Consider the following 26,004-nt stretch of genomic DNA (forward strand, 5'->3'; position numbering starts at 1 on the left):
TGGGAATTGCTGTATAAGACAGTTTTTTAAGGAGTGAGTATGTCTGACATGATTAATGTTGGTTGGCGAGAGTGGCTATCTTTACCTGAGCTTGGCATAGAGAAGATCAAAGCTAAGGTTGATACGGGGGCACGTACCTCTTGTTTACATGCGTTTCGAGTTGAGCAGTTCGATAAGCAAGGTCAAGCGTGGGTTAGATTTTGGCTTCACCCAGAGCAAGAACGGACCGATATCGAAGTATATTGCGAAGCGCCAATCAAAGATGAAAGACAAGTTACAGACTCTGGAGGCCACAAAGAAATGCGCTATGTGATAGAAAGCAGCGTAGTGATTGGTAACAAAAGCTGGCCGATTGAATTAACACTTACGAATCGTGACAACATGAAATTTAGAATGCTATTAGGACGAACAGCAATGGCCGGACGTATTGTTGTAGACCCAAGCGCTTCGTATTTAACTAAAGACATGGATTAACAATGAAAATTGCGATTTTATCACGTAACAAACAACTCTATTCAACACGCCGTTTAATTGAAGCTGCCAAGCAGCGAGGCCATGAAATTTTGGTACTAGATGCATTGCGTTGTTATATGAACATTAACTCTCAAGAGCCCGAAATTCACTTTAAAGGTGACAAGATAACTGAAGTAGAAGCAGTGATCCCGCGAATAGGTTCTTCGGTGACTTTCTATGGCTGCTCTGTGCTTCGTCAATTTGAAATGATGGGGGTTTACCCACTCAATGAGTCGGTGGCAATTACTCGCTCAAGAGATAAACTCAGATCACTACAATTACTGTCGCGCAAAGGTGTCGGCATGCCTATTACTGGGTTTGCGAGTAAACCTGATGATGTTAAAGACTTGCTAGAGATGGTAGGTGGCACACCGGTGGTGATCAAATTGCTTGAGGGAACTCAAGGTATCGGCGTAGTGTTAGCAGAAACCCGTAAAGCGGCTGAAAGTGTTATCGAAGCATTCATGGGACTTAAAGCAAACATTATGGTGCAAGAATATATTAAAGAAGCGGGTGGTGCAGATATTCGTTGTTTTGTTATTGGTGATAAAGTGATTGCTGCGATGAAGCGCCAAGCGCAAGAAGGCGAGTTTCGCTCTAATTTGCACCGAGGCGGTAGTGCCAGCTTAGTACGCATTACACCCGAAGAGCGAAAAACAGCCGTTGCTGCCGCTAAGGCGATGGGTTTAAATGTGGCGGGCGTAGATTTATTGCGTTCAAGCCGTGGCCCATTGGTTATGGAAGTGAACTCATCTCCTGGCTTAGAGGGGATAGAAAAAGCAACAGGTAAAGATATTGCCGGCATGATTATTGATTTTATTGAAAAAAATGCCGCTTCTAAGAGGACTGCAACGCGTGGCAAAGGCTAAAATAAATAGACCTTTTACTTTATTAGAAACGTCAATTGGTGTGGGCGAAAGGCAAACCTTGTCTTTAGAGATAGCCAAGCTATATACCCACACACCATTAACGATCCCTATCGAAGTTGTTAATGGTTTAGAGGCAGGGCCTGTGGTATTGGTGTGTGCGGCCATACATGGTGATGAGTTAAATGGCGTAGAGGTAGTACGCCAGCTGCTTGCAAAAGTCGATGTACACGATTTAAAGGGGACATTGATAGCCGTGCCAGTAGTTAACGTGTTTGGCTTTGTGCAAAAGTCACGTTATTTACCCGATAGACGAGATTTAAATCGTTGTTTTCCTGGCTCAGAGCGAGGCTCGCTGGGTGCAAGAATGGCACACATGTTTTTTTCACAAGTAGCGAGTTTATGTACTCATATTATCGATTTGCACACCGGAGCCATTCATCGTTCTAACTTACCACAAGTGCGTGCTGATTTATCTTGCCCAGCCACAGCTGAGATAGCGCACGCTTTTGGTACGCCTGTAGTGATTGACGCAACACTTCGTAACGGCTCACTGCGCAGTGAAGCAAGTAGCCGTAATATTCCCGTTATTACTTATGAAGCGGGCGAAGCATTACGCTTTGACCCTGTCGCCATTGCTGGTGGTTTACAAGGTGTTGAGAATGTACTGCGTAAGCTTAAAATGCTCAAAGGTCGGCGACGTAAGAAAGGGCCGGATGCAGTGATAGCTGCGTCAACTAGCTGGGTGAGAGCTGAAGTAGACGGGATAGTGCGTGCTCAGGTTAACCTGGGTGAAAAGGTGTCGAAGGGGCAAGTACTAGCCTATATTGATAACCCATTGGGAAATAATGAGTTAGCACTATTAGCCCCACGTAGTGGCATTGTTATTGGACAACAAACTATGCCCTTGGTAAACGAGGGAGATGCGGTGTTCCACCTGGCATATTTTGCTCATGCTAATAGTATCGTTGAGCAACAAGTGGAGTCGTTTATTGATGAACTCAGTGATACCAATGATAGTAATGGTAGCGTAACACTTAATAACTAACCTCAGCTGCACATAAGAGAATTTGCCCAATAAAGCTATTTCGCTCACTCTCTTCGTTATTTTCATTTGTAATAGCTCGCTATTACTTCACGAAAATGCCTTGATATTGAGCTAAATATCGTCATTGGATATTGAAGGGGTTGCAATGTCTCTCTTCTGAACTATCAAAACTCTTATCCGCAGCTGAGGTTAACTAAAACCAGCGAAGTGATCATCTAGGTTGTGAAAACAATAAAGGTCAACCATCAGGTTGATAGCGCCAGCAGGCGCTATCAACAAAATCTAAAGAGTCGTTATTTCCTCGGCCCTAATACGCGCTTAGATGCAACAGCCTTAGGTTTTGTTGGTTCTTGGTTAAGCACCAAAACGGGGCGGGTAACAAACAGATTATTTGGATAAATAACTCGGTGCCCATCAAGGTTTTTTAATACGACGTTCATTAGTCCCATTTCAATAATACAGCCTTCAACATGGTTTGCTCCGTCGACAATTCTCACCCAATTACCCACACGGCAATAGTTTTGTATAAACATCAGCAAAAAGGAAGTGAGATTGCTGAGCAAAGACCAGCCCGCAAAGAGTGCGACACCTAACATGGCAAAAAGAGAGGAGCCAAGCACTAACAAACCTCGTAATTCAATGCCCCAAAATACCAGCAATAAACACACTAATACCATGGCTGTGATCATTTTGAGCAGCAGTTCGGCTCTAAGCTGTCGGTGTGGATCAATTTTGCCTTGTGTAACTTTCTCTAACAGGCGTCGACTGAGCTTTAAAATGATGGGGAAAAGCAGCAATACAATAACGGTCACGATCAAACGGTATTGTTCGCTCAAAAAGGTCATAAGGTAAGACAAAATAATGTGTTCTCAGCTAAAATTCTATGGCTACATCATAGCGTTAGGATTGCGCTGTTAAAAGCGATTCTTAACGGTGAACAACCACTGTACGCCATCTATATTGTCTGGGCTGTTGATTGGGGCTGCAACATCTAAGTGTAGTACCAACCCGGCATTCGCCCTACTGGGCGCAAGGCGAAGTCCCATACCAATATTTTTCAAATAGTTAGGGTCGCTTGCAACTAAACTATTTCCTCTTACGCGGCCAATATCAAAAAATATCGCCCCTCCGACTTTAAATAGTTGCAATAAATCATATTCCCAGTAGTAGCGTTTTTCTAGGTTCACCAAGACACTTTTACTACCATGCTGATATTTAATTGGATAGCCACGTAAACCGGTTTCTCCCCCAAGTGTTAATTGCACATCTTCGGTTAGGTTTTTGGCAAAGCGTAACTGGATTTTTGCATACCAAGATTGATACAAGCTGGTGTTAAGGTAATATTCGAAGCTGGCTTGTGAGATCATATTTCGAGCGGTGTTTTGCTCGCTGTTCCACTGGCCATTAAGCGCTAGCGCTGTTCGCCAGAGGCTTCTATCTGAAGTGAAGTGAGCCTTTTCTATAGAGAGCTGATAGACAAAATGGCTTTCATCATTACTCAATTGGTTATCAGAATAGCCTACCAATGCATTAATATTCCAACCTAAATTAAGATCTTCTGTGCGGTAAATAGAATCAAAGTTTCTGACTTTTATAAAATCATCTTCAAACCAGTGTGCTCGTAAGTATGGGTAAGTGAGAGCTCGGTTTTGAGCAAGTGGTAATCGACTCGCTGGCGTGGCTTCAAAAATATCGTCTTGGTTGCGAAAACCAACGCTCAAACGCTGAGTCCAGTTCTTCTGTAAAGGTGTGGCTATGCCAAAGTAAACATCCGATACCTGACTGGTATGTTCATATTCTGAGACAACTTCGCCTGCTTCGTACAGAGATTCTGTGCGTTGATTATGAAAATCAGATATTCCGTAGCTATAAGGCGCATCTGTAGAGTAAAAGGGGTATTGAATACCAATGTAATGACGTTTTCCATCGCTGTTGTCTGCATATTCGACTCGGCCGCGGTAGCGAGTTGAGTATATTTGTGGGTCGTCATAGACGAACAAATATCCCGAGCGGTCTTTATCATTAGTTTGAGTGAGTGATAAACGTTTGCCCCAACCAAATAAATTGGTCTCTCTAAAGCCAATTCTAGACGAATTTTCTCCGCCGCTGCGACTAAAGCTAAGTTCGGGTAGCAGCGTCCATAAGTCTCGTGTAACAACATTAACTGTAATGCTGCCGTCGCAGTGTTCTTCTGCAAATACTCTGGCATCGTATAAAAAGCTTTGGTTTCGCAGTAAACGCTCTGACTCGACGAGTTTTTTCTGCGAATAGGTATCTCCTTCTTGGAACAGTAATATGCTGCGCAAGACTTCGGGCTTAGTGGTGATATGAGCACGGTTGGCAAAACGGAACAGCGGGTTGTTTTCCTCTGGAATACTCGTGTCAAATACGTTGAGCTGGTGAAAGTTGATAGTGCTTATCTGCTTGTTATCGCCTTCTTCGGGGAGCTTAACCGCTTTGTCTACTTGTCTATCCAAGTCGCTGTTGAGCGGCTCTTGTGGTCTTTGGTTTGCACAACTTTGGGTTATATTAAGGCTGTTATTTGATAGCGCTGGTACACTTATAAAGAAGCTGAAAATGATGAAAATTTGATTGCATTTTAGTGCTTTCATTCACAGCTCCTAAGGAATTATTTAGTCATATGAACTTGTTACTATAGTGAACTCTTTACATATAAGTCTATTTCATTATTGAGAATTTGATAGAAATAATAACGCCAAGTTTTCTAATTGTGCGTGAGCATCAAGCCCAAGTGGGGTTATCCAAATACTGTCGCTATAGTGTTCAAAGTTTAAGTGAAAGCTCTGTTGGGCATAATTAAAGCGTAGTTGGTGGCGATCTGCGCCTTGCGAAAATTCCAGTATTTGGATGTGCTCGGGGAAGTGTAAAAATATTTTCGCCCAGAGCTCGAATTCATCTGCTTCAGGGAAGCAGGTTGGATCTATGATCAATACCTGGTGCTCAAGATCAAGTTTAACTGTGCTCATAAAAGGCCTCTTAATGATTAACTAGCGGCAAGATAGTTGCGGATCAATTGCATAAAAGGTGCGCCATATTTGCTTAGTTTGGTAAAGCCGACACCGGAAACTTGCAAAAATTCGCTGTCATTGGTTGGCATGCGTTGAGCCATTTCTGCCAGTGTTTTGTCATTAAATACCACATAGGGTGGTACGTCATCTTCATCGGCAAGTTGTTTGCGCAAACTGCGAAGTTTTGCAAACAACCTTTTATCATAGTTAAACTTGGCTAGTTTATCTTGGTAAACATGCTGAGCTTGTAATCTTGGTTCAGCTAACTGTAGTGCGTATTCACCTTTTAAAACAGCACGAGCGGCTTCTGTTAACCGCAAGCATGCGCCTTGCGTTATATCTTGGGTTAGTAGACCATGATGAATAAGTTGCCTAAGCACACTGAGCCAATACTCATTGCTATGCTGTTTACCAATCCCATAGGTACTTAATGTATGGTGCTGGTTGTCTCTTACCCGACTGGTGTTAGCGCCACGTAATATATCTACGATATAGCCTAAACCAAAGCGCTGCTCAGCACGATATACGCAAGACAAAGCTTGTTGTGCGACCAGCGTGCCGTCAAAACGTTTTGGGGGGTTTAAACAAATGTCACAGTTTCCACATGGTTCTCGTTGGTATTCGCTAAAGTAGTTAAGTAAGATCTGACGACGACACGTTTGTGCTTCGGCAAAGCTAGCCATAGCATTAAAGCGTTGCTCTTCGACTCTGCGTCTATGCTCGTCTTCAATATCTTCAAAAAAGCGCTTTACGCGACCTATATCCGCAGGATCGAAGTACATTATGGCTTCTGCGGCGAGCCCATCTCTACCTGCACGACCGGTTTCCTGATAATACGCCTCAATGCTTTTAGGTATGTCGTAATGCAAGACAAAGCGAACGTTTGATTTATTGATCCCCATACCAAAAGCGACGGTTGCAACGACAATATGAATATCATCTTTGGCAAAAGCGCTTTGCACAAATTGACGTTGCTCGTTGCTCATTCCTGCGTGATACGCTGCTGCGTTAAACCCTGCATCCGCCAGTTTTTGTGCTATTTCGTCTACGCGTTTTCGACTCGTGCAGTAAATAATGCCACTTTGACCTTTTTGTGCCCTTAAATAGCGCATAAGTTGTGATAGAGGCTTAAATTTTTCCTCGACGGTATAGCGTATATTAGGTCTATCGAAGCTGCCGGTGTGAATGTAAGGCTGGTTTAACCCCAACTGCTGGACAATATCTCTGCGTGTCGCGGTATCTGCAGTTGCAGTCAGGGCCATCATTGGTACAGATGGAAAATGTTGTTTAAGCTCGCTCAAGCGACAATAGTGAGGCCTAAAGTCATGGCCCCAATGTGATACGCAATGCGCCTCATCAATGGCAAATAAACTAATGTTTAGCTGTTTTAAGCGCTCTTTAAACTCATACTGCAGAACTTTTTCTGGTGCGACATAAAGCAGCTTTATGTCTCCTAAGTGCAGACGCTGATAGATAACCTGTTGCTGTTCAAACGTGAGACTGTTATTCACAAACTCAGCGTTGATTTCCAGCGCTTTTAACTGGGCCACTTGGTCTTGCATTAAAGAAATAAGAGGCGATACAACAACGGTTAACCCAGGTAAGGTAAGAGCCGGAATTTGATAGCAAAGTGATTTTCCGCCGCCTGTTGGTAGCAAAACGAGTGCGTCTTGAGATTCTAATACCGCATTTATCACGGCATTTTGGCCATCACGAAACTCACTGTAGCCAAAAACGTCTTTGAGCACAGTGTACGTATGGGTTTGATCAGTTTTAAGCACTTGGTTTTCCATCGCCGAGCATTCTAGAGGTTTTTCACTCGCTTGTCTGTAACTTTTAGCGCTTGCAAAAAGGGGGCATTGCGCATAAATTTAACTGGTCAGATGAGCTTGTGGGGTAAATATGGATAAAACATTATTAATCAGCCAAGTAGGTAATATTTTTGTCGAGAAAATGCCATTTAATCGATTTTTAGGTATTTCGATTAAAGAACTCAGTGCAGAAACTGCGCGCATTGAGTTGCCATGGCAAGATGCATTTATTGGAAATCCTAGCCAAAAAATTCTTCATGGTGGAGTTATTTCTGCAGTGCTTGATAATGTTGGCGGAATGCTCGCTGCGGCATCTATTATTTATAAGTTACCAGACGAAGAGCTTCATAATGTACCGAGCAAATTAGCAACGCTTGGCACGATTGATATTCGTACTGACTTTTTACGCCCAGGCCGAGGAGAGTGTTTTGTTGCCAGTGCAACTTTGATACGTTCGGGTAATAAGGTGTGTGTTTGTCGCATGGAGCTGCATAATGAGGAGGGAGTACAAATAGCTTTCGGTACGGGCACATACTTAGTTGGATAGTCGCTTATGTTACTTATTCCAGCCTGCAAATGACGCATAAAATAAGATACTTTTAGTTGATAGAATATCGAGTGTAACTTTGTTTTTAAATTAACAAATCTATTACGTCAATTTGACGAACAACTTGTTGCAAAGTAGGTATAATGCGGCCTCTTTATTGAAGGGGGTGGTATGGGCCAAGAAAATGCAGCACAAAAAGGCTACTTTTTAGCTTCGTTAGCTTTTTTGATGTGGGGGTTAGCTCCTATCTACTTTAAGCAAATCGATTTTATTAACGCCGTTGAGATTTTAGTACACAGGGTCATTTGGTCGGTGGCATTTATTGCTGTGATCATTGGGCTTTTAAAACAGTGGCATAAAGTACAACATATTATAAAAAAGCCTAAATTGCTGCTTATGCTTTGTGTGAGTGCTTGCTTACTTGGCTTCAATTGGGGCTTGTTTATCTGGGCTGTAAACAGTGAACATATGCTTGATGCAAGTTTGGGATACTACATCAACCCGCTTTTGAATGTATTTTTAGGTATGATATTTTTGTCTGAAAGGCTACGAAAGTGGCAATTGATTGCGGTAGGTTTGGCTGTTGTAGGGGTTGTTATTCAAGTTATTAGCTTTGGATCATTTCCGGTAATTGCTTTTGCTTTGGCGAGCTCTTTTGCTGTGTATGGGTTAATTCGTAAGAAAGTGCCGGTAGAATCTTTACCTGGATTGTTACTCGAAGCGGCTATCCTACTACCATTGGCACTTGCGTATTGGTTTTTTTCTGCGCCTTCACCCACCTCAGATCTGAGCGCCAATAGCGCTAGCGTAAACATTTTATTGATCAGTGCAGGTATTGTTACCACGCTACCATTATTGTGCTTTACAGGTGCTGCTAAACGGATCCCATACTCTACTTTAGGGTTTTTTCAATATATTGGTCCAAGCTTAATGTTTGTTTTGGCAGTGGTGTTTTATGGTGAAGTTTTCTCGGCGCAGCGTATTGTAACATTTGCCTTTATTTGGAGTGCGTTGGCATTATTTAGTTGGGATTCTTATCAGTTCGCCAGAACGGCTCGAAAGCTAAAAATTCAAGCGCAGTAATGGTTTTGGCAAAAGGGTTAGAGAACAATCTTGTTTCTACCTAACTCTTTTGCTTCATATAATTTTTTATCTGCCTCTTTCAAAAGTTCGTCTATTTCTGGCTCTTGGATTGAGACATACCCAGCTGAAATCGTAAACGGTATATTATACTGGGTAAACGAGCTACTATTGAGTTCTATAAATTGTCGAAATTGCTCCAACCTGTCGGTGTTTTCTTGCTCATTATTACTATCAAAATAAATCACAAACTCCTCCCCTCCAAGTCTTGCCAGAAGTTGCTCGGGGAAAAATTTTGCAAACACCTGTGCGATTGCGACAAGTACATCATCACCAGCATCATGGCCAAAGTCATCGTTAATTCGTTTAAAGTGATCGATATCGATCATGGCAACTTGGCTGCGCTGGTTTTTAACTGTACGCACTTTTTGGGCTTTTTTGGCTTGCTCGAAAAAGTATCTGCGGTTGGGAAGCTTGGTTAGGTAGTCGGTATTTGCTTGCAGTCGAATAGTTGCTATTTGGTCTAACATATCGACGTTTAAGCTAAGTCGACAATAAAACTCTTCTGAATTAAAAGGTTTTCGTAAATAGTCATTGGCGCCGCATTTTAGAAATCGAGCTGATAGGTGCGCAGAGTTTGACCCTGAGACACCGATAATAACCTTGTCCTCATTACTATATAATCTGCGAATTTCTGAACATAACTCATCTCCGTTCATTCTCGGCATTTCGTTATCTGTGATGATGACAGAAATATCGGGGTTTTCTTTAAGCACCTCTAGCGCATCGATACCATCTGTGGCTTCTAACACTTGGTATTTATGTCTGCACAGTAAGTTTTTGATATATAGCCTTGAATGACGAGAGTCTTCAACAACCAGTACTTTAACCGTTTCGTTGCGCGGTAATCGCGAGAGTTGCTTTTTTAAGTACTGGTAAGCTTGTTTATTTTCTTTTGTGATGTAGTCAATGATAGGGTATTTGTCTACGGTTTCTCGGGTGCGTTTATCAATGTTACCCGTCATGACAATGGTTGGAATTTCCGCTTTCACTGTTACGGGAATTGCGTCACCGTTAGGTGCATCAGGTAAAATAAAGTCAACCACGGCGCAAAAGTAACTGTGCTCGTTTATAAGTTCTTGTGCTTGTGCCAGTGACTGAGCTATATCTGCCTCATAACCACAAGATACCGCGATGTGTTTTTGTACTTTTGCAATGGTCGGGGTATCTTCTACGATGAGTATTCTATGTGTCACTATGCTTACCTTGTTATATTTTGCACGTCTAAGTTGTAAACTGAACCACTCAAAAATGCAATGAATACGAACGAGTTTGTTCTATTAGTTTAGTATAAACTTATAATTTTAAGTAGTTTGTTAAAATGTTAGCGTGCTGCATAGTAGGTGCGCCGATAAAGACGCACCATAAAAACTAGGTTATAGATCGTCGTCAGCGCTGTATGCAGGGGTGTAAGAATCAGGAACGGCTCTTGAGCGACCAAATAAGGTATGAAATTTCGATTTACAAGTTGTGAGCTTTAAATATTTGGCCCAAGCACGTTCAACCACATTGCTAGGTGGGAGCTGACCGTCCATGACATTAACAAATTGTAGTTGAAAACTATTTTGTGGTTCGCAGTCTTTGTTGTATAAGCTTTTTAGTAATACACCATGTTGTTCAAGAGCTTGAGCTTCAGCAAGCGTAAAATGTCCGCTGCGGCTAAATCCTCTTGGAAAGTTGGCATCGTCATAAAAAGCGCGAGGGCTTACAAAAGCATTACGCAAATTTGCTAGGTTCTGATCCATAACTCAATCCTCACATTGATATTGGGTGGAGTATGGATCAAGATTGAAATTTTTTTAAACAAGTTTTTTTTATCGTAAGGAACAAAAGTGGACATAGACCTATTAAAAACTTTTGTCGAAGTAGTTAAGACGCGCCATTTTGGCCGAGCAGCAGAAAATTTATATATAACTCAATCAGCTGTGAGCTTCCGTATTCGTCAGTTAGAGCAAAGTTTAGGTGTGAATTTATTCATTCGTCAACGTAATAATATCCAGCTAACTGCACCTGGAGAAAGGTTGTTACCTCATGCCACGATGATCCTGACAGGGATGCAGCGAGCAAAAGTTGACGTAGCGCTGGCTAATAATATGCATAAACAGCTTTCTTTATCAGGGACTCCGAATATATGGGATGCATTTTTACAATTTGGCATTAACAATATTGTTGCCGCAATGCCCGGTGTATCGCTGGTTGCCGAAGTTAAAGCACAGCAAGAAAGCACTCGGTTGCTGCTAGAACGAACACTCGATCTCGCTGTGCTATTTGATCCCCCAAAGGTTGATGAGCTTATCGTTAAGCCAATTAGAGATTTGCCAATTATCCCTGTAAGTACCTTTGAGTGTGAAGATGCTTTAGCATTTTTTAATAATCAATATGTCTATGTAGATTGGGGCACCGCTTTTTCTCTGTGGCATGCCAAACAATTTTCAGGCAGTACACCCCCTTACTTTAGAACAAGTACAGGTCGAATTGCCCTTGACCTTATAATGCAATGTGGCGGTAGTGCATTTATTCCTCAAGCATTAGCACACGATATGATTGAGCAGAAAAAACTGTTTCATATTGATTGTGTTGACCAAGTTTCTAGAGAAATATTCATCGCATATCACAAAGATAATGAGCAAAAAGAACAGATAGAAACAATCACTAGATTACTCGAGTCATTAAATTGAGTCATTTGTATGTTTTTTTTATGACATGTTTGTGTTTTAGGTAAAGTTTTTAGTGTTTTGATTTGTAATGCTTTTTTTTGTTTGTTTCTAAAGGGTTTCATTTTTAAGACTGTTTTTTTACTAAGTTTCGCCCTATGTAATATTTTTGTCATTTATCGCTGGCAAACTGCGCTTGTTAAAAATTAACGTGTTGCGATATTGAGGAAATACACATGAAACTGACTAATTCTGCACTTTTGTTCTCTGTATTGAGTGCATTGTCATTAAACGCATACGCTGATGTATCAGTGTACGGTAAAGCAAACGTTTCACTGCAATCGAGTGATGAAGGTGAAGGGTCTGCCACTGAGATCAAAAGTAATGCGTCTCGCTTTGGTTTTAAAGGCGCAGAAAAGTTAGAAGGTGGTTTAGAGGTTATCTATAAGCTCGAGTTTCAAGTGGACGTATCTGACGCTGATTCAAAAAATGGCAAAGATAACATAACGGCACGTAACCAATATGTAGGTTTAAAAGGCAGCTTTGGTGAAGTTGTGATTGGTCGTAACGATACTGCCTTTAAACAGTCTCAAGGCAAACTAGACTTATTTAATGACCTTGAAGGTGATATTAAAAACTTATTCAAAGGTGAAAATCGTTTAGGTAATTCTATCTCTTATAAGTCTGCAAGTTTTAATGGCTTTAAATTTTTAGGTACTTTTATTGCTGAAGATGACGTTGAAGGTAAAAACGGCTATTCAACAGCGCTGACTTATGGTGACAGCAAATTGAAGAAAACTGCTCTTTACGCCTCTGTCGCTGTAGATAGCGAAGTAAAAGGTCGTGACGCTGTTCGCTTTGCTGTGCACGGTAAAGTTGCTGACTTTAAACTGGGTGCCATGTATCAAACGCAAGAAAAAGTAGATGGCTCTGATGAAGCTGATGGTTACATGCTTAATGCAGCGTATAGCTTTGGCGCAAATACGTTAAAAGCACAGTATCAAGTTATTGACTTTGACCAAGGTGACAAGCTAGACGGCGTGTCAATCGGTATCGATCACAAACTTAATAAAGCAACAAAACTTTATGGCTTCTACTCAACGTTTGACGGTGACAACCAAGTTGAGCGTGACTACCTAGGTTTAGGTATTGAATATAAGTTTTAATTGTTAGTTGACTAGAATTCTAGTTCGCTTAGACAAGAAAACGCTCGATGACCAATCGGGCGTTTTGTATTTCAAGCATTTACAGTATTTATACCTAAAGGCCCTTTATACTTTTCAGAGGAACGGCGACACAGCACAAAGTTCTTAACACATTTCTCGCTTATAGTATTTCTGAGTACAACTTCGTGTGTTGAAAAATATCTCTCCCCATTAAATACATACTTAAATCACCTTTTTACTAGAGTATATGTTGACCATTTAATAATATTAAGTAATGGATAAATGCATTATAAAATAATAGTCTTGAGTGCAATATAGCGACATAAAGAGTGATGATATGAAAGATTTGGACTGCGATGAGTTATTGCATAAGCTTCATGAAACCAGTAAAAAGCAATTTGCTCGGGCACATTTATCGAGGCGTAGCTCTTTAAAAGTAGACGCGTCTTTATGGCTAAATGACTTGGTTGATACAGGTCTTTGTCAGGTGTTTGCTGAACAGTTAAGCAAGGAGCCCTCCGCTTTTAAACAAGCTGCACTAATAGACAAGCTTATCGACGTTATGGTATCAGAGGAATTAGATAAACAGCTGATTTCTTACTTTCAAAGTGAATACGCTATTGCGAGCTGCAGTGCCCACACTATCAGTGATAGCGATGTTACACATTGGAACTACCATCTTACACCCAGACAGCAGCTCACTCTGAGGCTATATATCCAAAGTGATGGAAGTGTTGCTCATCATGGTAATCTCTTGGATGCCAACAGTACCGCCAAAATTAGAGAGACAGTAATCCTTAATGATGAGTTGGAAGAAACATTTGAAATATGGTGCCAAAATAACTCTATTGATCTTGATAAGAGTATTCTGCCACCTATCAGTGTCGGCTCCGGGTTATTGTATAACCCGACTGAATTGGCTTTAAAAGATAGTGACCATGCCAAGCATGCCTTCATCGAAATCTGCTTCGTACCCTCTCCATACCATTATAAATATGTTAAACAAAGTGTTGCGCCTGTTGAGTTTCATAAAGATGGGCTCATGAATGTAGTATTAAAGCTAACTGATGATTGTGAAAATAAAACTCAAACAACAGATGCCTTCACTTCATTCCCACCTACAAGTCAAATAACGTCTTTACAACAGTTACGAGTCCTTTTGAACAGTATTTTTCCAAATAATGATTTTGCATGGCATATGTTTACACAGTTTATTGCGTTGGACCCTGACTTGAAAGAGCTCAATAACCTTGGTGAGCTTGTGAACACACTGAAGTTGTCATTCCAAAATAGTATCGGATGGTCTCAAGCGAGTCGTCTTGGTACGGGGAATATAAAAAATTTAATGCAGTTAGCCGAGTTTGAGCAAAGATTTGATAACAGTACCACGCGATACGCGAAAAAGGGTAAACCAGATCCAAATGCTATTTTTTGGCCTAATCCAAATCCAAAAAAAGAGGACAATCGCGAGCCGTTATCTCGATTTAAACAATTACCATTTGTAAAGCGATACCCTATTGTGAATAAAGACACACCAATAGGCTCTGCTGGAAGTTGTTTTGCTCAAGAGATAGCCAAAGTGTTTCAAGAGGAAGGGTATAATTACATCATTGAGGAAAGAAATGATGATCCAGCTGCTGGAATGGTAGTGGATAATTATAAAATTGGAGATAAGCATGCAATTGCTTGTGCTAATTATGGTATCTTGTTTAATACTCCTAGTTTTAGGCAGTTAGCAGAGAGAGCATTTGCAACAAAACCTACCCAGAAAATTTTGTTTCAACGAGAAGATGGTTTGTGGCTAGATCCGTTTCGTGAAAATGTGGGATTTTATAGTCAACAAGCGTACAAAAATGATTACCAAAACCATTTGGATGCAACACGCCGAGCGCTCGAGAAGTGTGAGGTTTTTATTGTCACATTGGGTCTAAACGAATGTTGGGAGTTATACGATGGTACGGTACTATCGAGAAACCCACAGAAGCAAATATATGCACTTGTTAAACACAAGACGCTCAGTGTTCAAGAAAATGTAGATAATATTCAAGCATTTTTTGATACGGTTAAAAAGTATAATCCTAACTTTAAGCTTATTATCACGGTATCTCCCATCCCATTTTTGGCGACTGGGCATGGTGAAGAGCAGCATGTGATCACTGCAAATACGCACTCTAAGTCAGTACTGCGCGTAGCGGCTCATGAGCTGGTAGCAAATAACACAGATATGTATTATTTACCGAGTTATGAATTAGTTACTCAATGTATAAAAGATCCATGGCAAGAAGATGACCGCCATGTGACAGTCGATACTGTTAAGCAAGTAGTACACTTATTTAAAGAGATTTTTGTTGATGAGCTAAGTTGATGAATTTAATCAGTATTGGTTCTAACTCGAACAGTCCAGAAGGCTTACATCTTTGCTTGTATCAATATGCGAGCTGTAATTTACCTAACTCGAGTTTTAATTGACGTTACATAGATTGAAATAGCTTATGCTTTTTGATTTTTAACGCGAAAGATGCACAACGATCAAACAGCCATTCATTAGGCTTTAGCTTGAGAGGCTAATGAATGGCTTTAATCGGTAAAGGTTAACTTTGGCCGGTCAAACGTAAGTACTTCTCCGCGAGCGTATCTAAGTCTTCCTTATGATGAGGGTCGGGCTTGATACAATCAATCGGGCAGACACTAACACAAGTGGGTGTATCATAGTGACCAACGCACTCGGTACATTTATCCGGGTCAATTTCATAAATCTTTTCCCCAAAATAAATTGCCTGATTAGGGCACTCCGGATCGCACATATCACAATTGATACACTTTGAGTTGATCATCAAAGCCATGGTTATGCCTTTTTGAACGGATTACGCGTATCTTGGTTGTTATCTAAATTACGCATTAAAATAGCGTGATCTAAATTGAGGTCCTCAGGCAATGGAATTTTTACGATGTGGCCAGAACCTTTGGCATCATCAATGCGCTCACCTTTTTTGTTTTCCATGTGCTCAAGGTTAAAGGCAATATTGCCCTGTGGTGTCATCAGCTCAAGACTATGCCCAGTACAGAATTTGTTTTTAACATCAATTTCAACCAGGCCATTGTCGTGACGACCGAGCACTTCGCCTACAAACTGCTGCTTGTCTGACACTGAATGTCCGTACTCGTAGTTTTGATAGTCTTGATGCGCGTGGCGCTTTAAAAAGCCTTCTGTATATCCACGGTGCGCTAAGTTTTCTAGCGTATGCAGCAAGTTCGGATCAAATGGTTTGCCAGCTACCGCGTCGTCAATGGCTTTACGGTACACTTGTGCGGTACGCGCTACATAATAGAAAGATTTAGTGCGCCCTTCAATTTTTAAACTATGCACACCCATTTTGGTTAACTGATCAACATACTGCACCGCGCGTAAGTCTTTTGAGTTCATGATATAAGTACCATGCTCATCTTCAAACGCAGGCATATATTCGCCCGGGCGACCTTGCTCTTCTAGCATGAATACCTCAGAGGTGGGTTGGCCTTCACCGAGAGTGGGGATCACTGACTTGGGATCAATTTTATGAACCACATCACCCGTTTCGGTTTCTTTTGCTGGTTTTACGTCATATTCCCAGCGACAAGCATTGGTGCAAGTACCTTGGTTTGGATCACGCTTGTTGATGTAACCGGATAATAAGCAGCGGCCTGAGTACGCCATACATAAAGCACCGTGAACAAACACTTCCAGCTCTGTTTGCGGGCACAGTTGGCGAATTTCAGCGATCTCTTCCAGTGATAACTCACGTGATAAGATCACGCGTTCAATCCCTTGCTTGGCCCAAAACTGCACGCTTGCGTAGTTGACCGCATTCGCTTGCACAGATAAATGAATTGGCATGTCTGGCCATTTATCACGTACTAACATGATTAGACCAGGATCTGACATGATCAGCGCATCAGGCTGCATGGCAATAACAGGCTCTATATCGCGTAAGTAAGTTTTTACTTTGCTATTATGCGGCGCAATATTTGAGACCACATAAAGCTTTTTGTTTTGCTGATGCGCTTCATTTATGCCCAATGCTAGGTTGTCTAAATCAAACTCGTTATTACGGACACGTAAAGAGTAACGTGGTTGGCCGGCATAAACGGCATCTGCGCCATACGCAAAAGCGTAACGCATATTCTTTAAACTACCTGCAGGTGAAAGGAGTTCTGGTACAAACATGGTAAACCTCATACATCGAACTGGGTACAAGCCAGCTGTTTGGGTCAAAATTGACTCGAAATAAAAAAGCGGCGCAGTATAAATCAGCACCGAAAAGAGCGTTTTGATTTAGATCATGATTTGTTTTACCAAGAATGATGTTTGCTGTTGCATAAACTGCGTCACATTGAAAACAAATGTAGTAGGTTTTTGCAGCTAAAACGCGTATAATTCGCGCCCGTCAATAATCACAACTTTTTTGGAGCAAAAAAGATGGCTTTAGAGCGTACTTTTTCAATCATCAAGCCTGATGCGGTAGCTAAAAACCACATTGGTGCAATCTATAACCGTTTCGAATCAGCTGGTCTTAAGATCGTTGCTTCTAAAATGGTTCACCTTTCTCAAGAGAAAGCTGAAGGTTTCTACGCAGAGCACAAAGAGCGTCCTTTCTTTGGTGCACTAGTTTCTTTCATGACTTCAGGCCCAGTAATGGTTCAAGTTCTTGAAGGTGAAGATGCAGTTCGTAAGAACCGTGAAATCATGGGTGCTACTAACCCTGCTGAAGCACTAGCTGGTACTTTACGTGCTGACTACGCAGACAGCATCGACGAAAACGCGGTACACGGTTCAGACGCACCTGAGTCAGCTGCTCGCGAAATCGCTTACTTCTTTGCTGAAGAAGAAATCTGCCCACGTACTCGTTAATCTCGATACAAGGCAATTGAAAGAAGGGCTTTTGAGCCCTTTTTTCGTCCTAATCGTTTTTTGTTAAACACTCCAAGCGCTAACTATAGAGTTTTTAGCAAAGCACAATAGAGTTAAGATTGTTATCGCTGTTCATATTTTGTACAATGCGCGGCTACCTTACTAATGTTATACCGTCACTTGAATTGAGGTTGTTTCATGGCCAGTACTGAGAAAAAAATTAATTTACTTGATTTAAACCGCGAGGGCATGCGTGAGTTGTTTGCTTCTTACGGTGAAAAGCCGTTTCGTGCTGATCAAGTAATGAAATGGATCTACCACTTTGGCATTGATGACTTCGAACAAATGAGTAACATTAACAAGAAACTCAAAGCAAAGTTAGCTGCTGAGTGTGAGATTAAAGCTCCTGAGATCTCAGTAAAACAAGTTGCAAGTGATGGTACGATAAAATACGCACTGTTGCTTGAGGGGGGTCAAGAAGTAGAGACGGTATGGATCCCCGAAAAAGATCGCGCTACGTTATGTGTATCCTCTCAGGTTGGTTGTGCGCTGGAATGTACATTTTGTTCAACAGCCCAACAGGGCTTTAACCGCAACCTAAAAGTGTCTGAAATCATTGGTCAGGTATGGCGTGTTGCTAAAGACATTGGTCTTCATGATGGTGATAGTACTAAACGACCAATTACCAATGTGGTAATGATGGGTATGGGTGAGCCATTGCTTAACCTGAATAACGTTGTACCTGCAATGGAACTAATGATGGATGATTGGGCGTTTGGTTTGTCAAAACGCCGTGTTACATTGAGTACTTCAGGTGTTGTGCCAGCACTTGATATTCTGAAAGAAAAGATTGATGTTGCGTTGGCGATTTCTTTGCACGCGCCAAACAACGAATTGCGTGACGTATTGGTACCAATTAATAAAAAATATCCAATTGAAGAGTTCTTGGCTGCATGTCGTCGTTACATCGATGGCTCCAAAGCGAATAAAGACGTGACAATTGAATACGTAATGCTGCAAGGCGTGAACGACAGCACAGATCATGCCCATGAACTGGTAAAAGTGCTCAAAGGCACACCGTCAAAAATAAACCTTATTCCGTTTAACCCCTTCCCTGGTAACGAATACGGCCGTTCAAGCAACAGTCGCATTGACCGCTTCTCTAAAGTGTTACAAGCCGCAGGTTTAACCTGTATTGTGCGTCGCACACGGGGTGATGATATTGATGCGGCATGCGGTCAGCTGGTGGGCGATGTGGTAGACAGAACCAAGCGTTTAGCTAAAAAGCAGCAACGTGATGATAATGCGATTGCTGTTAAGGTAAGTGCTAGTTAATACCTTTAACCAGCGAAAAGTGTAGTTAGTGCAATTTTAATCTGTCCTTATGGTAAAAAATAGATGAATCATAAGGACTTTTAGGTAGTATAAGGGCACAGTGATATTACATAAAGGGTGGTACATGCGTTCTTGTTTGATTTCTCTCGTTGCAATTGGATTATTGTCGGCGTGTGTTACTGAGACAAGCTCAGTTACCAGAAATAAGCCAAATGTAAGAAATGAAGTTAATGGTCAAGAGGCCGCAAAAACGCGTATTACTCTAGCTTTACAATATTTGCGTTCGGGCAATAATAGTCAAGCCAAATATAATCTAGAAAAGGCGCTGCAACTTGCACCAGAGCTGCCTCAGGCTCACTACTCATTAGCTTATTATTACGAACAAGTTGGTGAAGATGCGCGTGCTGATAAAGCTTATCAACAGGCGCTATCAATCGATCCTAACAACCCTAATACTCTAAATAACTATGGTACGTTTTTGTGTCGTATTGGCGAGTATCAAGCGGCTAGCGAACAGTTTTTTAAAGCCATCGATGTGCCTAGTTATCTGCGAGTGTCGCGCAGCTATGAAAATTTAGCGCTATGTGCCATAAAACAAGATAACTTTTCAAAAGCTGAAGATTACCTCAACAGTGCGATAGCGCATGATGGGCGAAGTCAATCGGCTTTGATCAGCTTAGCGGCCATATTTTATGCTAAGAGTGATTTACACCAGGCTATGGGGGTTTTAGAAAACTACTCAAATAAAGGCTTTGTATCAGCGCGCAGTATGCTTTTACAGCATCTTTTGCATGTCAGCATGGGGCATTTACAAAAAGCACAAGAAGTAGCTAATTTGCTTATTCAAACATACCCAGATTCGTTTCAAGCTAAGGTTCTTCTTAATGAGCAAGCACAAAACAGTGAATTTGTGCGTTTAAAAGAGCAATATCGTGTTGCACAGCTAAAAAAAATAACACAAAAGTCACCGTCATATTTATCACAGCAACCAAAAATAAAAATTAAACGTAAGATAAATCATCAACAAAAGACATCTGTTGCAAAGACTGAGGCTGTTTCATTACGCCCATCAGAAGAATTCACAGCGCGTTCAGTTACTCAAACTACTATAGCGAGCGGATCTGACAATAACAGTATTGCTACGCTAACGAATGAAGCGGCATTACAAAAACAAGAAACCGCAGAGGCGGAAAAGCCCACTAAAGGGATGGTACGTTTTTACGAGCCTGATCCAAACGATGTACGCTTTGGCAAGTCAGCGACGACTGTAGCGTATGAACGCGACGCATTTGAAAGTAATTTGCAAAATTTGCCACTTGTGAATACTAAAGTGAGTGCACCAAAAGTTCCGTTTCATATAATACAAGTTGGTGAAAATGTGTTTAGCTTGTCCGTAAAATACGACATTAAGCTAGTAGATTTGCTGCGTTGGAATAACCTAAAAGAATCCGATAGAGTGGTAGCAGGGCAAAAAATTTACCTTAATAACCCGACTACCATGCATGCTATTCAGGCAGGAGATACTCTATTTAAAATTGCGACTCAACATGGATTGCTGATCGATGAGTTAATGCGATGGAATGATTTAACACCGGATGTGGCCTTAAAAGAAGGTCATGGATTATTGATTGTGGACCCTGATAGTTACGTTTTATGAAACAAGAAAACATCGAAATGGAAGAACAAGTTCCTACTATAGGACAGTCGCTGCATACTGCTCGAATTGCTTCTGGCATGAGTGTTGAAGATGTATCGCAGCGTCTAAAACTGACGGCGTTGCAAGTAACTAAGTTAGAGCAAGATGATTACCAAGACTTAGGCCCTGTCACTTTTATTCGCGGCTATATCAAAAGTTATAGCAATTTACTGGGTCTTGATTCTCAACAGCTATTGGCATTAATGGATGCTCCTAAAGCACCTGAGCCTACCAAGAGAATGCAGAGCTTTTCGAGGCGTACAGAAAAGGAAGCCAGCGATAATCGGTTAATGATTTTTAGCTATTTAATATTAGCGTTGGTGATAGGCTCTTCAGGGGTATGGTACTGGCAAACGAGTGATAGTGCGCCAGAGGCAAAACCACAGTCATCAAGCAATTCGCTCGCAACAGAAACTGTTGAGCGTGAGTCTGCCGCCAATGCTGTCGGTGCTATTGTAACTCAAGATGATTCTCTTAATGACAATAGTGAATTGAATCAAACTGAGTTGGTAGCTCTGAGCGATATTACAAAACATGAGCAAGTGACCTTAGCTGAAGACGCTACGCAGCAGGAGCAGCTTAAACAAGAGCTTGATGTACTGCCAATTGAAGAGCAAAAAGACGCAGATTTGAGCACGATTGTTATGCGTTTTAGTGATGATAGTTGGGTTGAAATTTTTGATGCGACACAAGAGCGCATCGCATTTGGTGTTAAAAAAGCGGGCTACACCATGACAGTGGAAGGCAAAGCCCCTTTCAATGTTGTACTGGGCAAACACCAAGTTGTGGCAGTTGAGCTGGATGGGCAGTTAATTGACTTATCGAGCTTGCCTAGAAACCGTTTAGCAAAATTTAATTTACCGTTAGCAGAGTAACCGTCTATGTTTTCAGAATCTCCGATAAAACGCAGAAAATCAACACGCATTAACGTGGGAAATGTTCCAATTGGAGACGGCGCGCCGATAGCTGTGCAGTCGATGACCAACACCAATACGCTGGATATCGATGCGACGGTTGCGCAGATCAAAGCTATCCAGGATGCTGGTGCTGACATTGTGCGTGTTTCAGTACCAACTATGGATGCGGCCGAAGCGTTTAAAAGTATCAAAGAGCAAGTTGATATTCCGCTTGTGACAGATATCCACTTTGATTATCGGATAGCTTTGAAGGTAGCCCAATATGGTGCTGATTGCTTACGCATAAACCCGGGTAATATAGGATCTGAAGATCGTATTCGCGCAGTGGTAGACGCTGCGTCTGAACGCAACATCCCGATCCGTATTGGTGTCAATGGGGGATCACTAGAGCGTGACTTGCAGGAGAAGTACGGCGAGCCAACACCTGAAGCGCTGCTTGAGTCAGCGATGCGCCACGTTGAAATTTTACAGCGTTTGAATTTTGACCAATTTAAAGTGTCGGTAAAAGCATCCGATGTCTTTTTGGCTGTGGGCGCGTATCGACTGCTTGCTAAAGAAATCGATCAGCCATTACATTTAGGTATAACCGAAGCGGGTGGGTTTCGCTCTGGTTCGGTAAAATCAGCTGTGGGCTTGGGCATGCTATTAGCCGAGGGCATTGGTGATACATTACGTGTATCACTGGCTGCTGATCCCGTTCAAGAAATCAAAGTTGGTTTTGATATTTTAAAGTCTCTGCGAATACGCTCTCGCGGTATTAACTTTATCGCTTGCCCAAGCTGTTCTCGCCAGGAGTTTGACGTGGTCAATACCATGAACCAATTAGAAGAGCGTTTGGAAGATATCATCACGCCAATTTCAGTGTCTGTGATAGGTTGTGTTGTTAATGGACCGGGAGAAGCGCTGATCAGTGATATTGGCTTAGCAGGCGCTAACCGTCGTTCAGGGCTATACATCAATGGTGAGCGACAAAAGTTACGCATTGATAATGACAATATTGTTGAGCAATTAGAAGCTCAAGTTCGAGAATTTGTTGCCAAAAAAGAGCAGCAACCAGAAATTGATATCAAGATCGTTGAGTAATTCATAAATATTAAAATGTTTTTTATATTCAAGTAAAGGCTGTTTGCGCGTTAGGTCGCATTTTTAACCTGTTTGGGTATAATGAGCGATTAATTTTTTACGCAAGTCAGGCACTTTGCGACGATCTCATTGATAAAACAGATTTATTTAGGAATTTAAGTGGCAAAACAAATTCAAGCAGTTCGTGGTATGAACGACTGTCTGCCAGGTACAACACAAATTTGGCAGAAAGTAGAAGATACGTTGCGCAAAACGGTGGCGTCTTATGGTTATCAAGAGATCCGTTTTCCTATTGTTGAGTCTACTGATTTATTCAAGCGCTCTATCGGTGAAGTAACCGACATTGTTGAAAAAGAAATGTACACGTTTGAAGATCGCAGCGGTGACAGTTTGACATTACGTCCCGAAGGAACCGCAGTGTGTGTTCGTGCTGGCAATCAAAATGGGTTGCTATACAACCAAGAACAACGCCTGTGGTATATGGGGCCTATGTTTAGACATGAGCGCCCTCAAAAGGGTCGTTATCGTCAGTTTCATCAATTTGGTGTAGAAACCTTTGGTATTGCCAGTGCAGACATTGACGCAGAGGTTATTTTACTGACAGCCCGTCTTTGGCAAGAATTTGGTATCAGTGATCACGTCTCGCTCGAGCTTAATTCGTTGGGGTCAAATGAAGCGCGAGCACACTATAGAGATGCGCTAGTAGCATTTCTAGAGCAACACGTTGAGCAATTAGATGAAGACAGCAAACGTCGTATGCATTCGAATCCTTTACGCGTGTTAGATAGCAAAAACCCTGAAGTACAGGCTGTATTAGAGCATGCACCTAAGCTGTCTGAGCATCTAGATGAAGAGTCGCAGGCGCATTTTAAAAATTTATGTGAACGATTAGATGCCGCAGGCGTCAAATACCGCGTTAATGAAAAGCTGGTTCGTGGCTTAGATTATTATAATCGCACTGTTTTTGAGTGGGTGACCGATAGTCTTGGTGCACAAGGTACAGTGTGTGCTGGTGGTCGTTACGATGGCTTGGTAGAGCAATTAGGCGGTAAAGGTACGCCCGCAGTCGGTTTTGCGATGGGCCTCGAACGTTTGGTACTCATGTTACAAGAGCTTGAATGTGTAGGCTCTCTTCGTCGTAATGCAGACGTTTACGTTGCTGCCATGGGGGATAAAGCAAGTATCCAAGCGCCTGTTATCGCAGAACAACTCAGAAATGAAGTCGCTGGTTTGCGTGTTATGGTGCACGCTGGTGGTGGTAATTTTAAGAAACAATTAAAACGCGCAGATAAAAGTGATGCTTTAGTCGCTTTGATCCTTGGCGAGGATGAGCTTGCACAAGGCAAAGTAACCGTTAAGTATCTGCGAGAACAAAAAGAACAGATCACAGTGGCTTTGGGTGAGGTTAAAACTTTACTGCAAGCGCTGGTAGCATAAGAGGTTATAATGGAAATTTACTCAACAGAAGAACAACAAGCCGAGGCAATAAAACGATTTTTCCGTGAAAATGGAGTGTCTTTAGCGTTGGGCATTATTATTGGCTTAGGTGGTTTATACGGTTGGAAAGCTTACAATCAAAGTCAAATCGATAACGCGGAAGCAGCTTCTAATGCGTATAACCAATTTGTTGAAAGTGATGATGTATTAGCTGCAAGCGACAGTTTTGTAAAAGAAAATGCAGATTCTAACTATGCTGTACTAGCAGCATTTGTAGCGGCTAAAGAAGCGGCTGACAAGCAACAGTTAGATGTTGCTGCGCAAAAGCTTCAGTGGGCCGCTGAGAATGTACAAAGTTTAGAGCTAAAAGCCACAGCATTAACGCGACTAGCACGTGTACAGCTTGCTCAACAACAATTTGATGCAGCATTGGCGACATTGGACAAACCAATGCCTGAGAGCTTTAAAGCGCAAATTTCAGAGATCAAAGGTGATGTATTCTTAGCCCAAGGCAATAAAGAAATGGCCAAGTCGCAGTATCAAGCCGCTCTTGATGCCTCGACGGAAGGCGCAAATACTCTGCTTAAAATTAAGTTAGATGACTTAGCTTCAGCACAGCCTGCAGCATAGGAGTCAGTATGAATAAGCTTAGTATGGCCACCTTGGCGCTTTGCATGGCGTCGCTGTTAGGATGTTCATCTAGTGATGAAGAAGAACTCGTTCTACCAGAAATCAACAACCAGTTTGAGACACAAGTTGTTTGGCAGGAAAGTGTTGGTGATGGTGTAGAACATTACTTCTCTCGTTTGACACCAACGATTTATAAAGATTTCGTGTTTGTGGCAGAGCGTGATGGTTTAGTTAAAGCGCTTAACCTTGAGTCGGGCAAAACGTTATGGCAAACAGATACACGAAAAGCCCCAGCGTTTTGGCCATGGGAAGATAGTGATAGTGCAAAGCTCTCTGGTGGCATTTTGCAAGCATATGGAAACATTTATATTGGTTCCGAGCACGGCGAAGTCATTGCTTTAAATAGAGATTCTGGCGAGATAATCTGGCGTAAGAATGTTCCAGGTGAAGCCTTATCATCACCTGCTGCGGGCGACGGCCTGGTGTATGTTAACTTAGGGTCTGGTAAGTTGCTTGCTCTTCATCCTGATACCGGCGAAGAACGCTGGCGTCATGAGCAAGAAGTACCAGCTTTAACGTTGCGGGGCTTGAGCTCGCCTACGGCGGCTAACGGTGGTGTATTATTTGGTGAAGAAAGCGGTAAGTTATCTGTATTGATCGCTGAAAATGGCTATAGTGCCTGGAGTGCAGATGTCGCATTAGCCAAAGGTTCGTCAGAGTTTGAACGTTTAGTTGATGTAGATACAAAGCCTGTTGTTAGCGGCGCAATGGCTTATGCAATAGGCTATAATGGTAATTTAGCAGCCGTTGATGTGCGCAGCGGAAATGTTGTTTGGAAAAGAGAATACAGCAGTTACCGAGACCTAAGCTTGGATCTAAACGTACTTTACTTAGTGGATAGTAATGGCGTTATTTATGCTTTGGATAAAGACTCAGGCATTGAACGTTGGAGTCAGCCTGCACTGAGAGGTTGGTACTTAACGGCACCAACTGTTGCTGGTAACTATGTTGCGGTGGGTGATCAAGAAGGTAATTTGCATTGGCTAGATAAGCAAACAGGTCAATTGGTTGCTCGTGAATCATTTGATAGCTCAGGTTTTTTTGTAGAGCCTGTTGTAGCTGATGATAAATTGATTGTTTACACCCGCAATGGTGAAGTTAGCGCAGTAAAAATTCCATAACACTTAATGTTAGTTAAGTATGTTAAGGCTTCGCTTTGCGAAGCCTTTTGTTGTTTATTAAAG

General features: G+C 41.9%; 24 protein-coding genes. 16 read left to right on the forward strand and 8 right to left on the reverse strand.

All coding sequences use genetic code 11. The annotated features are described in order from the left end of the window. Positions 1 to 39 precede the first annotated feature (39 nt). The 3 genes from GDK41_RS02950 to GDK41_RS02960 are packed head-to-tail and all read left to right on the forward strand — an operon-like array spanning position 40 to position 2,427. The gene (locus GDK41_RS02950; protein ID WP_172971540.1) at positions 40 to 474 is read left to right on the forward strand and encodes an ATP-dependent zinc protease family protein; all 435 of its coding nucleotides are present in this window, start codon (positions 40 to 42) and stop codon (positions 472 to 474) included. A 2-nt stretch (positions 475 to 476) separates the two neighbouring features. Then, positions 477 to 1,382, forward strand: coding sequence for a 30S ribosomal protein S6--L-glutamate ligase (gene rimK, locus GDK41_RS02955; protein WP_152085012.1), 906 nt, complete (start codon positions 477 to 479; stop codon positions 1,380 to 1,382). Beyond that, entirely contained in the window at positions 1,369 to 2,427 is a 1,059-nt protein-coding gene (locus tag GDK41_RS02960) for a succinylglutamate desuccinylase/aspartoacylase family protein (RefSeq protein WP_152085013.1), read from the forward strand. Before rimK ends, GDK41_RS02960 begins: the two co-directional genes overlap by 14 nt. A 293-nt stretch (positions 2,428 to 2,720) precedes the next feature. Here the strand turns inward: GDK41_RS02960 and GDK41_RS02965 are convergent, their stop codons facing one another. The 4 genes from GDK41_RS02965 to recQ all read right to left on the reverse strand — a co-directional run bounded on the left by GDK41_RS02965 (position 2,721) and on the right by recQ (position 7,249). Beyond that, positions 2,721 to 3,272: a mechanosensitive ion channel family protein gene (locus tag GDK41_RS02965; protein ID WP_152085014.1), complete on the reverse strand. Its 552-nt coding sequence runs from the start codon at positions 3,270 to 3,272 to the stop codon at positions 2,721 to 2,723. A 69-nt stretch (positions 3,273 to 3,341) separates the two neighbouring features. Then, positions 3,342 to 5,039, reverse strand: coding sequence for a POTRA domain-containing protein (locus GDK41_RS02970; RefSeq protein WP_232056518.1), 1,698 nt, complete (start codon positions 5,037 to 5,039; stop codon positions 3,342 to 3,344). Between the two features lie 75 nt (positions 5,040 to 5,114). Then, the gene (locus GDK41_RS02975; RefSeq protein WP_152085015.1) at positions 5,115 to 5,414 is read right to left on the reverse strand and encodes a DUF3630 family protein; all 300 of its coding nucleotides are present in this window, start codon (positions 5,412 to 5,414) and stop codon (positions 5,115 to 5,117) included. 17 nt (positions 5,415 to 5,431) lie between these two features. Further along, positions 5,432 to 7,249: a DNA helicase RecQ gene (recQ, locus tag GDK41_RS02980; protein WP_152085016.1), complete on the reverse strand. Its 1,818-nt coding sequence runs from the start codon at positions 7,247 to 7,249 to the stop codon at positions 5,432 to 5,434. A gap of 109 nt (positions 7,250 to 7,358) precedes the next feature. Between recQ and GDK41_RS02985 the strand changes: the two genes are divergently transcribed. Then, positions 7,359 to 7,814, forward strand: a complete 456-nt coding sequence (locus tag GDK41_RS02985) for a thioesterase family protein (protein WP_152085017.1) — start codon at positions 7,359 to 7,361, stop codon at positions 7,812 to 7,814. Between the two features lie 171 nt (positions 7,815 to 7,985). Further along, positions 7,986 to 8,897: an EamA family transporter RarD gene (gene rarD, locus GDK41_RS02990; RefSeq protein WP_152085018.1), complete on the forward strand. Its 912-nt coding sequence runs from the start codon at positions 7,986 to 7,988 to the stop codon at positions 8,895 to 8,897. Positions 8,898 to 8,914: 17 nt separating this feature from the next. On the opposite strand, the gene GDK41_RS02995 is transcribed toward rarD, so the two are convergent. Further along, entirely contained in the window at positions 8,915 to 10,150 is a 1,236-nt protein-coding gene (locus GDK41_RS02995; protein ID WP_152085019.1) for a GGDEF domain-containing response regulator, read from the reverse strand. 180 nt (positions 10,151 to 10,330) lie between these two features. Next, the gene (locus GDK41_RS03000) at positions 10,331 to 10,699 is read right to left on the reverse strand and encodes a DUF413 domain-containing protein (RefSeq protein ID WP_152085020.1); all 369 of its coding nucleotides are present in this window, start codon (positions 10,697 to 10,699) and stop codon (positions 10,331 to 10,333) included. An 87-nt stretch (positions 10,700 to 10,786) separates the two neighbouring features. On the opposite strand from GDK41_RS03000, the gene GDK41_RS03005 reads away from it, so the two are divergent. The 3 genes from GDK41_RS03005 to GDK41_RS03015 all read left to right on the forward strand — a co-directional run bounded on the left by GDK41_RS03005 (position 10,787) and on the right by GDK41_RS03015 (position 15,139). Beyond that, complete coding sequence (locus tag GDK41_RS03005) at positions 10,787 to 11,632, forward strand: LysR family transcriptional regulator (RefSeq protein WP_152085021.1); 846 nt, start codon at positions 10,787 to 10,789, stop codon at positions 11,630 to 11,632. Between the two features lie 212 nt (positions 11,633 to 11,844). Continuing rightward, positions 11,845 to 12,774, forward strand: coding sequence for a porin (locus GDK41_RS03010; protein ID WP_152085022.1), 930 nt, complete (start codon positions 11,845 to 11,847; stop codon positions 12,772 to 12,774). A gap of 337 nt (positions 12,775 to 13,111) precedes the next feature. After that, complete coding sequence (locus GDK41_RS03015; RefSeq protein WP_152085023.1) at positions 13,112 to 15,139, forward strand: GSCFA domain-containing protein; 2,028 nt, start codon at positions 13,112 to 13,114, stop codon at positions 15,137 to 15,139. A 226-nt stretch (positions 15,140 to 15,365) separates the two neighbouring features. Here the strand turns inward: GDK41_RS03015 and GDK41_RS03020 are convergent, their stop codons facing one another. After that, positions 15,366 to 15,617, reverse strand: coding sequence for a YfhL family 4Fe-4S dicluster ferredoxin (locus tag GDK41_RS03020; protein ID WP_152085024.1), 252 nt, complete (start codon positions 15,615 to 15,617; stop codon positions 15,366 to 15,368). A 2-nt stretch (positions 15,618 to 15,619) separates the two neighbouring features. After that, a complete protein-coding gene (trhP, locus tag GDK41_RS03025) occupies positions 15,620 to 16,978 on the reverse strand; it encodes a prephenate-dependent tRNA uridine(34) hydroxylase TrhP (protein WP_152085025.1) in 1,359 nt (452 codons plus the stop codon). 252 nt (positions 16,979 to 17,230) lie between these two features. On the opposite strand from trhP, the gene ndk reads away from it, so the two are divergent. The 8 genes from ndk (at position 17,231) to bamB (ending at position 25,941) form a co-directional block, all read left to right on the forward strand. After that, a complete protein-coding gene (gene ndk, locus GDK41_RS03030; RefSeq protein WP_010377338.1) occupies positions 17,231 to 17,662 on the forward strand; it encodes a nucleoside-diphosphate kinase in 432 nt (143 codons plus the stop codon). 198 nt (positions 17,663 to 17,860) lie between these two features. Further along, positions 17,861 to 18,997: a bifunctional tRNA (adenosine(37)-C2)-methyltransferase TrmG/ribosomal RNA large subunit methyltransferase RlmN gene (locus GDK41_RS03035; protein WP_152085026.1), complete on the forward strand. Its 1,137-nt coding sequence runs from the start codon at positions 17,861 to 17,863 to the stop codon at positions 18,995 to 18,997. A gap of 124 nt (positions 18,998 to 19,121) precedes the next feature. After that, positions 19,122 to 20,654 (forward strand): type IV pilus biogenesis/stability protein PilW, encoded by a 1,533-nt coding sequence (pilW, locus tag GDK41_RS03040; RefSeq protein ID WP_152085027.1) that lies wholly within the window; start codon positions 19,122 to 19,124, stop codon positions 20,652 to 20,654. Further along, positions 20,651 to 21,568: a RodZ domain-containing protein gene (locus GDK41_RS03045; RefSeq protein WP_152085028.1), complete on the forward strand. Its 918-nt coding sequence runs from the start codon at positions 20,651 to 20,653 to the stop codon at positions 21,566 to 21,568. The genes pilW and GDK41_RS03045 overlap by 4 nt, the downstream gene beginning before the upstream one ends. 6 nt (positions 21,569 to 21,574) lie before the next feature. Then, positions 21,575 to 22,693: a flavodoxin-dependent (E)-4-hydroxy-3-methylbut-2-enyl-diphosphate synthase gene (gene ispG / locus GDK41_RS03050; protein ID WP_152085029.1), complete on the forward strand. Its 1,119-nt coding sequence runs from the start codon at positions 21,575 to 21,577 to the stop codon at positions 22,691 to 22,693. Between the two features lie 159 nt (positions 22,694 to 22,852). Next, positions 22,853 to 24,130: a histidine--tRNA ligase gene (hisS, locus tag GDK41_RS03055; protein WP_152085030.1), complete on the forward strand. Its 1,278-nt coding sequence runs from the start codon at positions 22,853 to 22,855 to the stop codon at positions 24,128 to 24,130. Positions 24,131 to 24,139: 9 nt separating this feature from the next. Further along, positions 24,140 to 24,760, forward strand: coding sequence for a YfgM family protein (locus GDK41_RS03060; protein ID WP_152085031.1), 621 nt, complete (start codon positions 24,140 to 24,142; stop codon positions 24,758 to 24,760). 8 nt (positions 24,761 to 24,768) lie between these two features. After that, positions 24,769 to 25,941 (forward strand): outer membrane protein assembly factor BamB, encoded by a 1,173-nt coding sequence (bamB, locus tag GDK41_RS03065; protein ID WP_152085032.1) that lies wholly within the window; start codon positions 24,769 to 24,771, stop codon positions 25,939 to 25,941. Positions 25,942 to 26,004 lie beyond the last annotated feature (63 nt).

The organism is Pseudoalteromonas sp. A25 (assembly GCF_009176705.1).
Taxonomy (GTDB): domain Bacteria; phylum Pseudomonadota; class Gammaproteobacteria; order Enterobacterales; family Alteromonadaceae; genus Pseudoalteromonas.